This window comes from Streptomyces sp. NPDC104381 (genome assembly GCF_055583745.1).
Map to the genome: position 1 here is coordinate 816,695 of NZ_JBVJNK010000003.1, position 14,710 is coordinate 831,404.

Annotated in this window: 13 protein-coding genes; 6 read left to right on the plus strand and 7 right to left on the minus strand. The window is 70.5% G+C overall.

Going from position 1 to position 14,710, the window contains the following annotated elements; genetic code table 11:
- Positions 1-89: 89 nt before the first annotated feature.
- Positions 90-1,019 carry an NADP-dependent oxidoreductase gene (locus ACZ607_RS13055; RefSeq protein ID WP_469734716.1) on the minus strand — a complete coding sequence of 310 codons (930 nt, stop codon included), beginning with the start codon at positions 1,017-1,019 and terminating at the stop codon, positions 90-92.
- A 248-nt stretch (positions 1,020-1,267) separates the two neighbouring features.
- On the opposite strand from ACZ607_RS13055, the gene ACZ607_RS13060 reads away from it, so the two are divergent.
- Positions 1,268-1,588, plus strand: coding sequence for a nuclear transport factor 2 family protein (locus tag ACZ607_RS13060; protein ID WP_469734717.1), 321 nt, complete (start codon positions 1,268-1,270; stop codon positions 1,586-1,588).
- 127 nt (positions 1,589-1,715) lie between these two features.
- On the opposite strand, the gene ACZ607_RS13065 is transcribed toward ACZ607_RS13060, so the two are convergent.
- Both ACZ607_RS13065 and ACZ607_RS13070 read right to left on the minus strand, forming a co-directional pair.
- The gene (locus ACZ607_RS13065) at positions 1,716-2,801 is read right to left on the minus strand and encodes a methyltransferase (protein ID WP_469734719.1); all 1,086 of its coding nucleotides are present in this window, start codon (positions 2,799-2,801) and stop codon (positions 1,716-1,718) included.
- A 34-nt stretch (positions 2,802-2,835) separates the two neighbouring features.
- The gene (locus tag ACZ607_RS13070; protein WP_469734721.1) at positions 2,836-3,906 is read right to left on the minus strand and encodes a right-handed parallel beta-helix repeat-containing protein; all 1,071 of its coding nucleotides are present in this window, start codon (positions 3,904-3,906) and stop codon (positions 2,836-2,838) included.
- 136 nt (positions 3,907-4,042) lie between these two features.
- On the opposite strand from ACZ607_RS13070, the gene ACZ607_RS13075 reads away from it, so the two are divergent.
- Entirely contained in the window at positions 4,043-4,444 is a 402-nt protein-coding gene (locus tag ACZ607_RS13075; protein WP_469734723.1) for an ACT domain-containing protein, read from the plus strand.
- Positions 4,445-4,490: 46 nt separating this feature from the next.
- Positions 4,491-4,991: a hypothetical protein gene (locus tag ACZ607_RS13080; RefSeq protein ID WP_322986605.1), complete on the plus strand. Its 501-nt coding sequence runs from the start codon at positions 4,491-4,493 to the stop codon at positions 4,989-4,991.
- Here the strand turns inward: ACZ607_RS13080 and ACZ607_RS13085 are convergent.
- Positions 4,930-7,191 carry a family 2 encapsulin nanocompartment cargo protein terpene cyclase gene (locus tag ACZ607_RS13085; RefSeq protein WP_469734725.1) on the minus strand — a complete coding sequence of 754 codons (2,262 nt, stop codon included), beginning with the start codon at positions 7,189-7,191 and terminating at the stop codon, positions 4,930-4,932. The genes ACZ607_RS13080 and ACZ607_RS13085 overlap by 62 nt on opposite strands.
- Before the next feature lie 240 nt (positions 7,192-7,431).
- Between ACZ607_RS13085 and ACZ607_RS13090 the strand changes: the two genes are divergently transcribed.
- Positions 7,432-8,763, plus strand: coding sequence for an N-acetylmuramoyl-L-alanine amidase (locus tag ACZ607_RS13090; RefSeq protein ID WP_469734727.1), 1,332 nt, complete (start codon positions 7,432-7,434; stop codon positions 8,761-8,763).
- Positions 8,764-8,864: 101 nt separating this feature from the next.
- Here the strand turns inward: ACZ607_RS13090 and ACZ607_RS13095 are convergent, their stop codons facing one another.
- On the minus strand, positions 8,865-10,001 hold the full coding sequence (locus ACZ607_RS13095; RefSeq protein WP_469734729.1) for an aminoglycoside phosphotransferase family protein: 1,137 nt from the start codon (positions 9,999-10,001) through the stop codon (positions 8,865-8,867).
- Positions 10,002-10,232: 231 nt separating this feature from the next.
- Between ACZ607_RS13095 and ACZ607_RS13100 the strand changes: the two genes are divergently transcribed.
- Positions 10,233-11,729 (plus strand): DNA-binding protein NsdB, encoded by a 1,497-nt coding sequence (locus ACZ607_RS13100; protein ID WP_469734731.1) that lies wholly within the window; start codon positions 10,233-10,235, stop codon positions 11,727-11,729.
- Between the two features lie 90 nt (positions 11,730-11,819).
- On the opposite strand, the gene ACZ607_RS13105 is transcribed toward ACZ607_RS13100, so the two are convergent.
- Positions 11,820-13,253 (minus strand): PP2C family protein-serine/threonine phosphatase, encoded by a 1,434-nt coding sequence (locus ACZ607_RS13105; protein WP_469734733.1) that lies wholly within the window; start codon positions 13,251-13,253, stop codon positions 11,820-11,822.
- 519 nt (positions 13,254-13,772) lie between these two features.
- Here ACZ607_RS13105 and rpmG point away from each other — a divergent pair.
- The gene (rpmG, locus tag ACZ607_RS13110; protein WP_103515106.1) at positions 13,773-13,937 is read left to right on the plus strand and encodes a 50S ribosomal protein L33; all 165 of its coding nucleotides are present in this window, start codon (positions 13,773-13,775) and stop codon (positions 13,935-13,937) included.
- A 241-nt stretch (positions 13,938-14,178) separates the two neighbouring features.
- On the opposite strand, the gene ACZ607_RS13115 is transcribed toward rpmG, so the two are convergent.
- Positions 14,179-14,679 (minus strand): tetratricopeptide repeat protein, encoded by a 501-nt coding sequence (locus ACZ607_RS13115; RefSeq protein WP_469734735.1) that lies wholly within the window; start codon positions 14,677-14,679, stop codon positions 14,179-14,181.
- Positions 14,680-14,710: the final 31 nt, after the last annotated feature.

Consider the following 14,710-nt stretch of genomic DNA (forward strand, 5'->3'; position numbering starts at 1 on the left):
CGAGCTGCGCGTCCTCCGGGCGCACGTCCGCCCAGACCCGTAGTTGCCCCACCACGTGACCTGGGCCGGCGGCTCCGTGTGTGTCCAGGTCAGGGGATGAGGACGAGCTTGCCGTCGATCCTCCCGCTCTCGCCGAGCCGGTGCGCTTCGGCGGCGCTCGACAGCGGGAGTGTCGAGTCGACCTTGACCCGCAATGCGCCTGTGGCGGCCATGTCGGCGATGGCCTGCATACCGGCGTGGTCGGACTGCACCATCATGCTGCGGTACCGCACGCCGCGTTCGCCGGCCAGGGCGAGGGCCTCGTCGTCCGCCCCGAGGAGGGAGACGAGGACGCCGCCGCGGCGCAGGGCGCGCAGGGAGTCCAGACGCGTCCGCCCGGTGAGCGGCACGAGTGCGACGTCGGCGTCCGTGAGGACGTCGCTGATGGTGGTGGTGCGGTAGTCGAACACCTGGTCCGCGCCCAGCGAGCGTACGAAGTCGGCGTCGGCGGCCGACGCGGTGGCGACGACTTCGGCGCCGAGATGGCGGGCGATCTGTACGGCGAGGTGCCCGACGCCACCGGCACCGCCCTGGATCAGCACCCGCTGCCCACGGGTGAGCCCGGCGGTGTCGTTCAGCGCCTGCCAGGCCGTCAGCGAGGCCAGGGGCAGCGCCGCGGCCTGCGTGAAGTCGATGCTGTCGGGCTTGGCGGCGAACGCCCGGGCCGGCCCGGTGGCGTACTCGGCGTAGCCGCCGGGCTCGTACGGATACGGCAGCATTCCGAAGACCGCGTCGCCCTCGTCGAAGATCGTGACCCCGGGGCCGGCCTTGTCGATCACCCCGGCCACGTCCCAGCCGGTGGTGGCGGGCAGGCCGTGGTCGTAGGGGATGGTGCCGTCGCGGTGCTTCCAGTCGGTGGGGTTCACACCCGCCGCGGCGACCCGTACGCGGATCTCGCCCACGCCGGGCTCGGGAAGCGGCAGTTCGGTCCCGGTGAGGACCTCGGGCTCTCCGTAGGTGTGCTGAACGATGGCGCGCATGGTGCGGCTCCTTGGGTGTGGGGGCGGTGGTCGCCGGTGCTCAGGTCCGGGTGGAGCGTGGCGTTCGGCAGTGGCGTCGGCATGAGGAGCGGGGCCGTGGACCGGGCCCGCGCATCGTGGACGACAGCCGCGAGAGGCCGACCGGGCCGGCCGACGACACGGCGAACGAGTGAGGGTCGGGTGAGCGGCGCCGATGGCCCTGTTCCCTGGCATGTACTGGCACGTACGAACCCCACCAGGAGGCCCGCGTGATCCCCGTGAACCAGCTGACCGACCCCGTCGTCCGCGCCTTCGTCACCGCCGTCAACATGAACGACAAGGCGGCTTTCGACTCGGTCCTGACTCCCGGCGCGACCATGTCCGACGACGGGACCGACCGCGACCTGCAGGACTGGGCCGACCGGGAGATCTTCTCCGCCAACGGACGCATGGACGTCGAGTCCGAGTCCGCGGACGGCCGCTCCCTGGTGGTCGACTACCGCAACGACACCTGGGGTGCCATGCGCACCACCTGGCAGTTCACCGTCGAGGACGGCCGCGTGAGCCGTTTCGAGACCGGCCAGGCCTGAACTCCGGCCCCACACCGCATCACTGATCACCGACCGGACGGACACATCCGGTCGACCGCCTGGCCCGTCGAAGGGACACGCTCCGGGTGCCGGACCCGGAGCGTGTCCCTGTGCGCCTGGCCGGGCGCTACGGCACGACGCATTCGAACGCGTGCAGGTACGCGTTGACGGGGTGGACCTCGCCCACCCGCAGACCGGCGTCGGTCATCCGGCCGACCAGGCTCTCCCGGGTGTGCTTGGCACCCCCGACGTTGAGCAGGAGCAGCAGGTCCATGGCGGTCGTGAACCTCATCGACGGGCTGTCGTCCACGAGGTTCTCGATGATCACCACGCGGGCGCCCGGGCGGGCCGCCGCGACCACGTTGCCCAGGGTCCGCCGTGTGCTCTCGTCGTCCCATTCGAGGATGTTCTTGATGATGTACAGATCCGCCTCGACGGGGATGTCCTCACGGCAGTCGCCCGGCACGATCCGTGCGCGGTCCGCGAGTGCGCCGCCTTCCCGCAGCCGGGCGTCCGCGCGGGCCACGACACCCGGAAGGTCCAGGAGCGTTCCCCGGACCGAGGGGTGCTTCTCCAGCAGGCTCGCGAGGACGTGCCCCTGGCCGCCGCCGATGTCGACGACCGAGGACACCCCGGTGAGGTCCAGCAGATCGGCGACGTCCTGCGCGGACTGCACGCTGGAGGTGGTCATCGCCCGGTTGAACACCTGCGCGGACTCGCCCGCGTCCTGGTGGAGGTAGTCGAAGAAGCCCTTGCCGAACGTCTCCGGGAAGACGCTGGCGCCGGAGCGCACCGCGTCGTCGAGCCGCGGCCAGACCTCCCAGGTCCAGGGCTCGGTGCACCACAGCGAGATGTAGCGCAGGCTGTTCGGGTCGTCCTCGCGCAGCAGCCGGGACATCTCCGTGTGGACGAACTTCCCGTCCGCCGTCTCTTCGAAGATCCCGTAGCAGCACAGCGCACGCAGCAGCCGCCGCAGTGGCGTGGGCTCGGCGTCCACGACCAGGGCGAGCTCCGCGGCCGATGCCGGGGCATCGCCCAGCGCGTCCGCCACGCGCAGCCTCGCCGCCGCGCGGACCGCCGCGGCGCATGCGGCCCCGAACGCCAGCTCCCGGAGCCGCATGGACGGCGGCGGGGACTGCGCGGCGGAGACCTGGGGAACGGTGACAGGGGTCGCGACGGGGGTGGTGTCGGGGGTGGGGCTCACGGTGGTCATACCGTCTCGTTTCTCCTTGTCCGGCGCTGAGCCGTCATCCGGCGCACATGCCGGCCGGGACGGACGTCCCGCACGTGTTGCTGACGAAGGTGTTGCCGGTGCCCGAGGTGTCACCGTTGGCAAGGTCGGCCGGCTTGTTGCCCTGCACGAGGTTGTGGCTGACGGTGTTGTCGGTGTTGAGGGCGCCCACGAAGCTCTTGAACAGCAGGACACCGCCCGAGAGCGGGGTCGAGCCGACGTTGTCCCGGATGACGTTGGAGCGTACGACCGTGGCCTCGCTGCCGGTGAGGACGATGCCCGAGCCCTGGATCGCCGACAGGCGCGGGGTCGCCGGACAGAACTTGTTGTTCTTGACGATCCGGTTGCCGCTGATCGTCATCGCACCCGCCGCTGGCTTGGACTCGTCGCCCACCACGAAGACCCCGCTGCAGTTGCCGGTCAGGGTGTTCCCGTCGATGACGAGGTTCCTGACCCGGCGGGCCGTGACGCCGATGCGGTTGCCGCTCACCGAGTTGTCGACGACGGCGGTCCCCCCGGTGTCGGTGGCCCCGCCCTCCTCGCTGACCGAGTTCGCGACGAAGATCCCCGCGTCCCCGTTGCCGGTGGCGGTGTTCCGCCGGAAGTCGCCGCGGGTCGACCGCTCCTGCGCGATGCCCCAGGTGCCGTTGGACTCGGCGGTCACCTTGCGGACGCTGAGCCCGTCGGTCCACGACGCCCAGATGCCGTTCCCGGAGAAGCCGGAGACGGTCAGGGAGCGGATGGTGACGTCGTCGACGGTGCGGCCCTTGGCCCCGATGACGCAGATGCCGTTCCCGCCGGTGGCACAGGCGTTGGCGGCCTTGGCGCCGTCCGCGGCCGGCGGCGCGACGACCGTCCGGCCCCGGGTGCCCAGCAGGGTCAGCCCCGGCTTGGTGATCAGGACGCTCTCGCGGTACGTGCCGGGCAGGATGACGATGGTGTCGCCGGCGTCCGCGGCGTCCACGGCGCTCTGGATCGAGTCACCGGGGCGCACCACATGATCACCGGGTCCTGCCGCGGCGGAGGGGACGGCCGCCAGACCCAGTGCCGTGGCCGTGGAGACGGTGATACCCGCCAGGCATTTCATGTGTCTTTTCCTCATGAGCCGAAGCTATGGGCGATCAACCGCCGGTGCCACGCAAGGTGAGCGTATGGATACATGGCGTGCCTGAATGGCTTACTGCGTCGGCGCCCCGCCTCCGCGCACCCGTAGCGTGACCCCCATGACGGGCGAGCGCGACCTTCGCACACTGCTGCACGGCATGCGGCCGGAGCTGAACCCCGGCCGCTACGTCTACACGACCCTGCCCGGGGGAGCGGTGCCCACCGGTGTCACCCCGGTGGCCACCGTCTCCGAACAGGAGGGACTGACCCTCGTCGTCCCCGAGGCGCAGGCCCTGGCGGCGGGACTGACGTACCACTTCGCCGCCGCCTGGATCACGCTCCGCGTGCACTCCGCGCTGGACGCCGTCGGACTGACGGCGGCGGTCTCCCTGGCCCTCACCGACGCCGGGATCAGCTGCAACGTGGTCGCCGGATATCACCACGACCACCTGTTCGTGCCGTACGCCCGCGCGGCCGACGCGATCCGCGCGCTCGAAGCGCTGGCCGCCGAGTCCGCGTAGGAGTGCCCGGCTCCGCGACGTGAGCCGGGACACGTAACATGGGCCCATGTCCTTCCTCCGCCGCCGTAGCGCCGCCACACCCGCGGGCCCGGACTTCGACGTCCTGGCCATGGACCCGGGGGACTGGCCCGGCAACCTCGGCGCCGGTCTGCTCCCCGCTCCCGACGGGAGCTGCCAGGGCGTGTTCCTGCGCTACGACCTCTTCGGCGGACGCGGCCCCGCGATGATCATCGGCAATCTGCCGGAGGGCTCCCCGGCCCGCGAGGCCGAGGAGGGCCAGGTCCCCTTCGAGGTCGCCCAGCTGCTCCTCGCCCTCGAGAACGACGAACCGGTCGAAGTCACCGGCACCGAGGACGTGCCCGTCATGCAGGGCGACAGCCTGCTGATCGTGCGCCGTATCAAGCTCTCCGAGAGCCGGATCTCATGCGTCCAGTTCGACCGGAGCGACGGCGTCCTCGTCACCATCGCCAGCTGGGACCGGCCGATCACCGATGATCTGTACGCCCTGCTGAAGCCGCTTCCCGCGGAGCTGTTCCAGCAAGGCTGAAACGTCCCTGCGTCAGCAGTCGTGTCACCCGCGCCGCCGACGTCCCGAACCCCGTGGGGCCGCTGATGTGCCACGGGGTCCCGGTGCCCCGGCGCAGATCCTCCTCGCGGTAGCGCCGGCAGCCCCGGTGCCAGATGAGGATCCCCGCCAGCCAGTGCTGGAGCTCCAGCACATAACCCGCCAGGACCTCCCTCGCCTCGGCGTCCAGGTCGAAGTCGTCGTAGAGGACCGGCAGCTCCTGCTCCGCCACGTGCTGGAACTGGCGCATCCGGGAGTTCATCAGGTCGTCCACGATCGCGACCCCCGTCGGGTAGTCCACCCCGAAGAAGTTCTGGACGACCAGCACCCCGTTGTGCACCTCCCCCTCGTACTCGATCTCCTTCTGGTACGAGAACAGGTCGTTCAGCAGGCACGCGTAGTCCGCCGCGGCGTTCTCCAGGGAACGCATCGGGCCGCTGCGGTAGACGGCCTCCGGCACCTTCCTGCCGTGACCCAGCCGGCACAGGCTCATGGTGAGATCCGAACCGAACGTGGCCCGGCGCATCTCCACGTAGTCCACCGGATCGGGAATCCGGTTCTGCGCCTGGTTCGCCAGCTCCCACAGCCAGCTCGCCGTCATCGACTCCACCGCGTCCCGGAAGGTGCGGCGCGCCCCCTCGTCCATCGGCTCCGCCGTACGCCGCCAGAGGTCCGCAAGCCCACGCTCCAGCGCGTTGACCGGCTCCGGCACGGACGAGCCGTCCAGCGGCATGAACAGCGACAGCCGCTCGTTGGCCAGGCGCGCACCCGCCAGATCACGGGTCCGGCCGTGCACCACCGGGAACCAGTCGTCACCGTACGTCCCCCAGGTCAGCCACCCCGACGACAGATCGAGCTCGTCCGGCGTCGCGTCCGGGTGCAGCCCCGCCGCACAGAGCGGCAGGTCGGTCGCGACGAGCCGCTCCTCGTCCCAGATGTGCGAACCCGGCACGCCCGGCTGCGCCTCCAGGATCCCCATCCGGCGCGCCCAGTCCACGATCCGCACGCGCGCCCCCTCCAGATGCGGGCTCAGCGTCGTACGGAACGGCATGTCGAAGTCCGGCAGCAGCGACGGACCGACCCGCTGGTACGGGACATGCGTCCGGCTGCGCAGCCGGAGCGACTCGGAGCGCGGCGTGAGCCGGAGCGAGGCGGCGGCCATCCCGAAACCGGGGACGCTCTCGCCCGCACCACCCCCGTTCATGTAGCGGCTGGAGCGCATGTGCCACTCATGGCCGCCCGACTGCCAGTCCTGAAGCCCCTTGACGTACGCCAGGACCGCGGCCGTCCCGTCCGGTGTGAGCCCCTGCTCCGCGCAGAGCGGACCCAGTTCGGTGAGAGCGGTGTTCTCGAACTGCTGGAGGCGTGAGGTGAGCAGATCGTTGACCGCCTCCGCCGCCTCCTGGGTGGAGCAGCCCAGGAACCTCTCCAGGACCAGGACGCCGTTGCTGTTCTCGCCCTCCTCCTCGACCTCGCGCTGGTACGAGAAGAGGTCGTTGCGCAGGTGCACACCGTCGGAGAAGGCGTCCCTCAGCACCCGCAGCGGGCGTGAATCCGCCACGGCTTCGGGAACCTCCGCGCTCGCCGCGTACTCCACCAGGCCCGCCGACCACGGCGCCCCGCCCACCTTGCGGCGCATCTCGATGTACTCGACGGGGTTGGCGATACGCCCCTCGTTGATGTTCGAGAGCTCCCACAGGGACTCGTTGAGCAGGTTCTCCGTCGCCTCGGCGAACCGGGCCCGCCAGGCGTCCGACATGGCGGGCACCGTCCTCGTCCAGAGGTCGGCCAGCCCCGCCTCCACCGGATTCCCGGGCTCCGGAGTCGCCGCACCCCGCTCCATCGGCATGAAGGCCGGCAGCCGGTCGAGATACCGCTTCGCGCCCTCCCGGTCCGGCGTGCGCTTGAACAGCTCCAGGAAATGGTCGTCGAAGAAGAAGACCCACACATACCAGTCGGTGACCAGGGACAACGCCTCGGCCGAGCAGTCCGGGTGCGTGTACGCGCAGAGCAGCGCGTAGTCGTGGGCCTCCAGGTCCTTCTCCTCCCAGACACCGGAGCCTTCCAGCATCCCCATTCCGCGCGCCCACTCCCGGGTGTGGCTCCGGGCCGCCTCCAGATGGGGGTTGAGACGCGCCGGGTACGGCACGTAGAAGTCCGGCAGTGAGAAGGGCTGTGCCATGGGTGCGTCCGGCCTTTCCGAGAATTGCGCGCGGTCCACGCGGACCGGTCCTGTCGGCGCCAGCACTACCCCTCGGCCATACGGGGCACGCGCGGCGCGAAATAGTCACACAAGCTCATGTCCAGCAGCACGCTGCACTCTTGACTCATCAACACCTTGCGCCACAGAGTGTGCGCCGACCGATGAACGCGGGGAGCGCCCCTGGGAACCTCTCTGCCACCCGGCCCAGGAAGGGTTGTCATGACGTCGAAGCAGAGGATCAGACTCGCGCTCGCACTGACCACGGCGGGGGCGCTGAGCGTGGCGCTCCTCACCCCGGCCGCCGCCGGCGCGGCCACCGTACGACCCGAATGTCCGCGCGGACTGGCCTGCGACTGGGTCCCCGCGGCCTACCAGCAGACCGGTGACCCGGCGGACAAGGAGACCTACGGCAACTACGACACCGCGAACCGGCCCGCGAGCAATTCCATCAAGTACATCGTCCTGCACGACACCGAGGTCGACTACGACACCACCCTGAAGATCTTCCAGAACCCCGCCAACCAGACCTCCGCCCACTACGTGGTGCGTTCTGCCGACGGCCACGTCACACAGATGGTGAAGAACAAGGACGTCGCCTGGCAGGCGGGCAACTGGTACCTCAACACCCACTCCATCGGCATCGAGCAGGAGGGCTTCGCAGCCGAGGGCGCCAAGTGGTACACCGACGAGATGTACCGCTCGACCGCACGGCTCGTACGCCACCTCGCGGCGAAGTACGACATCCCGCTCGACCGGCAGCACATCCTCGGCCACGACGGCGTACCGCCCACCAGTGCGGCGGGCACCCAGAACATGCACTGGGACCCGGGCCCCTACTGGGACTGGAACCGCTTCATGGCGCTGCTCGGCAGGCCCACCGTGCCGACCGCGCCCCGGAACAGCGAACTGGTCACCGTCAGCGCGGACTTCACCAAGAATCAGCAGGAGTTCCGCGACTGCGAGAAGAGCGTCGACCTGCCCCGGCAGGGCAGCAGCGCGGTGCCCCTGCACACCGGACCGTCCGACGACTCACCGCTCTTCTCCGACCCGGGACTGCACCCGGACGGATCGGCGGGGACGAACTGCGCCGCGGACTGGGGCAGCAAGATCAGCGCCACCCAGCAAGCGGTCGTCGCCGGCAAGGCACCCGGCTGGACGGCGATCTGGTGGTACGGGGAGAAGGCCTGGCTCCGCACGCCCGCCGGAAGCCGGGTCGTCAGCCCCACAGCCGGCCGTCTCGTACGACCGAAGGCAGGCAAGGAGGAGGTGCCGGTGTACGGCGTCGCCTACCCGGAGAAGGCGGAGTACCCCACGGACTTCGTCAAGCCGACCGTGGGCACTCCGCTCGTCTACACCATCAAGGCGGGACAGGCCTTCCCCGGTGGAGGCGAAGCCCCCAACGGATACTTCTACGCACCGACGATCGACTCCTCGAAGCCCTACGACCACACGTACTTCCGGGGAGATCAGAAGTATGTGACGGTCCAGATCGGTCACCGGATCGGCTTCGTCAAGGCGTCCGACGTCGATGTGGTGCGAGCCGGATCCTGACCGGCTGCCGATTCGGCGAACGGCGCGCTGCGGGACCTGTGTGTCGGCACACGTCCCGCAGCGCGCTTCCCCCGTCCGTCAGGCCGGTCGACCCGGCGTGGTCAGCGTGTTCCCACCGCGGCGCGCACGGCCCGCCGGGCCATGGCGCAGTCGTCGTGCAGCCTGCGCAGCAGCAGCCGCTGCTCCTCGCCGGAGGACAGCACCCCCTGCCGTGCCTGGCCGCCCCCGGCCGGCGCACCTTCGCGCATGGCCCGCTGGACAGCCGTCTCGTACGTACGGATCTCCCGGGTCAGCACGATCATGAGGTTCACCAGGAAGGCGTCACGGGCGGCCGCGCCCGACGCCTGTGCCAGCTGGCTGATCTGGCGCCTGGACGCCGGTGCGTCGCCGAGCACGGTCCACAGCGTCGCCAGGTCATACCCCGGCAGATACCAGCCGGCGTGCTCCCAGTCGACCAGGACGGGCCCGGTGGGCGGCAGCAGGATGTTCGAGAGCAGGGCGTCGCCGTGGCAGAACTGGCCCATGCCCTGTCGCCCGCCCGCGTGGGCCAGACCGTGCAGCAGCTTCTGCAGGTCACCCAGATCACGGTCGGTGAAGAGACCCAGCTCGTGATAGCGGGCGATCCGCGAGGCGTAGTCCAGGGGCGCGTCGAACAGACCGGCCGGCGGCCTCCAGGCGTTGATCCGGCTGACCGCGCCGAGCACGGCACGCAGATCCGCGCGGGGCGGCGCCTCCGCGGGATGCCTCGTCAGTGCCGCGACCCGTCCGGGCATCCGCTCGATCACCAGGGTGCAGTTCTCCGGGTCGGCGGCGATGAGCCGCGGGGCCCGGACCGGTGGGCGGTGCCTGACGAAGGCGCGGTATGCCGCTATTTCGTGCCGGAACCGCTCCGTCCACGCGGGGGAGTGGTCAAGTAAACACTTGGCCACCGCGGTCGCGCGGCCGGTGGTGCCCACGATCAGCACCGATCGCCCGCTGCGGCGCAGCACCTGAACCGGGTTGAACTCGGGGCAGATGCGGTGCACGGAGGCGATGGCCATCCGTAGCTGCGCGCCCTGGGCACCGGACAGGTCCAGTCGTCCGCTGAGCGGTGGGGAGCCCGGCCCCGCCGCCCGCCGGGTCCGACCCGTGCCGGACGCCGGTGACGCGGCGCGGGGGTCGAGATACGGCCCGCCGCCCGTCCCCAAGGGACGAAGCGGCCGGGGCGGGGCGGACACGGAGGACGATGCTGTGTACATGGGCGAGACAGATCCCTTCGTGCGCCGACAAGTTACGTGCGCCGCCCCGGCCGGCGGCCGTCCGGCACCCTGGGGAGTACCGAGGGCTGCCGGGCGGGGTGGCGCTTTCCTACCTGACACCGGATCGCGGGTGGCACAACATCTAGCGACCCCTGGCGAACCCTGGCGAATATTCGCCCGGCATCCGCCGGGGGGCTAGGGTCAAGTCAGCCGAGAACCTGGGGGCTTGACGTGACCGGAGAACCCAACACCCGTCTGTCGGACCTGTTCGGCCTGGCCGGCTGGTCCAAGGGCGAACTCGCGAGAATGGTGAACAGGCAGGCGGCGGCCATGGGCCACCTCCAACTCGCCACCGACACCTCGCGGGTGAGGCGCTGGATCGACATGGGGGAGTCCCCCCGCGATCCCGTGCCCGAAGTGTTGGCAGCTCTGTTCACCGAGCGGCTCGGCCGTGTCGTGACCATCGAGGACCTCGGGTTCGGCCGGCGCGGGCGTGTGGGGAAGCGGCGAAAAGCCGGGACGGAAGACAATCCCGACGGTTTGCCGTGGGCGCCCGAACGGACGGCAGCGGTCCTCACCGAATTCACGGGAATGGACCTCATGCTCAACCGACGCGGCTTGGTGGGCGCGGGCGCCGCGCTCGCCGCTGGCTCAGCTCTCACCGGCGCCATGTACGACTGGCTGCACTCCGAGCCCGCTCCGGCGGCCCGGGCCTCCGGTCTCAACGATCCCCTGTACGCCGACAACGCCGGCTTCGACCTGTACGAGGCCGCCCCCGTCGGATCCGAGGAGATCGAGGCCCTCGAGCGCTCGGTCGAGGTCTTCCGGGCCTGGGACGCATCGAGAGGCGGCGGACTCCAGCGCAAGGCGGTCGTGGGCCAGCTCAACGAGGTGGGCGGCATGCTCGCCTACCGCCACCCCGACCATCTGCAGCGCCGTCTCTGGGGCGTCGCCGCCAACCTCGCCGTCCTCGCCGGCTGGATGTCCCACGACGTCGGCCTCGAACCCACCGCCCAGAAGTACTTCGTGATCGCCGCACACGCGGCGCGCGAGGGCGGGGACCGTCCCCGCGCCGGCGAGGCACTCTCCCGCGCCGCCCGCCAGATGGTCCACCTGGGCAGGCCGGACGACGCCCTGGACCTGATGAAGCTCGCCAAGTCGGGTTCGGGGGAGGAGACCCTGCCGCGTACCCGGGCGATGCTGCGCACCATCGAGGCCTGGGCGCAGGCATCGATGGGACGCGGGCAGGCCATGCGACGCACACTCGGTGAGGCCGAGGAGCTCTTCGTCTCGGACAAGGGCGATGTGCCGCCCCCGAGCTGGATGCAGATGTTCGACGAGGCGGACATGCACGGGATGCAGGCCCTGGCCTTCCGTACGCTGGCCGAGCACGACCCGGGAGCGGCCTCCACCGCTCAGCGTCATGCCAAGCAGGCACTGGATCTGCGGATAAACGGGCGCCAGCGGTCGAAGATCTTCGACTACATCTCTCTGGCCTCCGCGTGCTTCATCGCCGACGACCCCGAGCAGGCCGACCGCTACGCACGGCTGGCCCTCGTGTCGATGGGGGAGACGTCCTCGCACCGCACGTGGGACCGGCTGCGCGAGATGTACCGCCTCACCGGCCAGTTCGCGGGATACGCCAAGATCGAGGACCTGCGGGAGGAGATCGAACGCGCTCTGCCTCCCCGCGTGGCCGGCAAGAAGACGAAGGGTTCAGAGGTCTGATCCGTCCGCACACGGCGGGCGGGTCCGTACGGGCAGCTCTGGCAGGACGTCTTCAGCAGGACGGTCTTCGGTATGGCGGCCGTGGCCCGCTCATGCCTCGACGCGGGCCACCAACACGCAGGCGTCGTCGAGTCGTTCGGCGGAGCCGAGCGCCTCGACCACCGTCCGTACGCACTCCTGTGCCGTGCGGGCCTGCGCGAACCGAGGCGCCAGCCCCAGAAGCATGTCCGGGCCGGCGTTCCGGTCGTCCGTGCTCGTCAGTCCGCCGGTGTGCAGTACGAGTACGTCGCCCGCCAGCAGGTCCACCTGGTCCTGCTCGTAGGTGACCCCGGACGCAGCCCCGAGCAGCACCCCGTCCGGCGCGGGCAGCGGACGCCCCACCCCGTCGCGGAACAGCAGCGGCGCGGGGTGTCCTGCCTGCGCCCAGACGAGGGCTCCGGTCGCGGGGTCGAAGCGGCAGCAGACGGCGCTGCCCAGGGCGGGCTGTGCCGAGGCTTCGATCAGCTGGTTCAGATGGCCCATGACCGGTCCGGGTCCGATGCCCGCCACGGCCATGCCGCGCAGTGCCCCGAGCAGCATCGCCATGGCCGAGGTCGCCGGGATCCCGTGGCCGGTGAGGTCCCCGACGGTCAGCAGAGTCGTTCCGTCAGGGAGGGGCAGCGCGTCGTACCAGTCGCCGCCGATGAGGTCGCTCGACCCCGACGGAAGGTAGTGCGCGGCGATGTCCAGGCCCCTCGTGCCCCGGTCGGATATGGGCAGCGACCCCCGCCACGAGGGGAGAACGGCCTCCTGGAGCTCCACTGCCATCCGGTGCTCGGCCCGGGCCATGTGCTCCTGGCGCCGCAGCGTGTCCCGGGTCCTGCCCACGATGTGCTGGCTGCGCCGCAGCCTGCTGACATCGCGCAGGACCGCCCACATGGAAGCGGTGCAGCCGTCAGCGTCGAGGACGGGCTCGCCCATCATGTGCAGGGTGCGCATGCCTCCGTCGGGCAGCAGGATGCGGAATTCGCCGTCTATCGGGCGTCCGTCCACCAGGCAGTCGGTCACCATCGAGGTCAGGAGAGGCTGGTCCTCCGCGAGAAGCACCGACGGCAGTTCGTCCAAGGACAGCGCTCCCGCCCCCGGGTCCCTGCCGAAGATCTGGTACAGCTCATCGGACCAGCTGACCTCGTCGGTGAGCAGATTCCACTCCGCGCTGCCCACCCTGCTGAGGAGTGAGCCCGTCGGCGGCCCGGCCGGCGTCGGGGAGTGCTCTCCCACGGGCTCGGCGGCGGCCGGAGCCCGGGAGATGCCGTCCCTCAGCTGGCCCAGATGCTCGCCGAGGTCGTCGAGCTGATGGACGGCGAGTTCGCAGAGGGCTCGCTGCCAGCGCTGCTGGGGATCGTCGTCGTCGATGACACAGGTGTCGCGCCGCACCGCGTCGACATCGCCGCGCAGCAGCCGGGTCCGATTGATCAGGGCGTCGACGGCGTCACGCTCGGGCGGCTGTGGGGCGGGGCGGTCCGCGAACAGATGGGACGGCATCTGGCACTCCGATACAGGCGGTACGGCCGGTTCGTGGGGTGGACCGAACACGACTGTTGCACAGGCCGAGAGGCCCCGTAAGGGGTTTGGCAACACTCGATACGTTCTTGCTTCCGGCATATGCCATCGGCTGAGTGGAGCGGGGGTCCGCCGAACACCCTTGCCCCTGGTGGCGAGTTGACGCAAGTCGCCGGGCGTGAGCCGCTCGGCGTACGCCCGCGCGTGCGACCTCTCACGGCTCGCACCGACCGGGAGCAGGGCATATGCGCAGGAGTGCGAAAGCGTCCGCCGGTGCGGGTCGGCGCCGGCGTCCGGTGTCGATTCGATGAGGGGTTCGAGGTCGATGACGCATGTGCGTCGGTCGCCCGTTCGAGCCCTCTGGGTGGGAACGTCCGGCGACTCCGCGGGGGAGCGGGGGCCCGGGAATGGCGGGGCCCCTGTGTGCGTTGTGCGGACCAGAAACGAAAACGACACCCATTCCCACCCCGGGAGTGAGGTCGGAATTTGTCTGGAGGCTCCATGGCGCGCAGTGAGACCAGGCCCGTCGTCCTGCTCCGCTCCACGGCCGGAACCGGCCACACCTATGTGACGCGGAAGAGCAGGCGCAACGATCCCGACCGGCTGGAGCTGCGGAAGTTCGACCCGGCCGCCGGGCGGCATGTCGTGTTCCGCGAGGCCCGCTGACGATCGGCCGCGCCACCGCTCCGTGACCCGTGCGGACGCCCCGGCCTGCACGGCCGTGGTGTGGATCACACGGCCAGGGGTCGATGTACGGGAACGGGCGGCGGTGGTTTATCGTTCATCTATGCGTAGGGGTGAGTGGCCGTAGGGCCGCCGGGCAGTGGCCCGCCTTCACCTCCGCACACAAGCCGCCCCGGCTGGATTCCCCCGATCCGGCCGGGGCTTCTCCTTGCCTCCCTGGCGCTCACATGGTCCGGGTGAGATCTGCCGCGTAATGCTCGATGGCCGGCCGGTACTGCTGGACGTGCGGACTGTCGCTCGTCGTCGCGACTAGACGCAGCAGGAGCTGCATGGCCTCGTGGTGCTCGCCGGTGTTGAACAGGGCCATGGACAGGAAGGTCCTCAGCGCCCCGTCGTCCGGGAACTCCGACACACCGCGCCGGAGCGTTTCGACGGCCTGCCCGTACCTGCCCAGGACGCGATAGGTGCTGCCGAGACCCAGCAGCGCACCCCGGCGGTCCTCGCCCGTGAGGTCGTCGCCCTGCAGACTCCGCTCGTAGTACGGCACCGCCTCGGCCTCGAGGCCGAGCACATCGTGGACCCAGGCGGTCTGGTACGCGACGTCCACCGCGTCCGGGAACGAGGCGGTGAGGGCGAGGAGGCGTTCCCTGGCCTGTTCGGGATGGCCCTGCTCCCGCAGCCCTACGGCCTCCGCCAGCAACTCGTCCTTCTTCTGTGCGCTCATGCGCACATGGTCGCACCCGGACCGGGGGTGT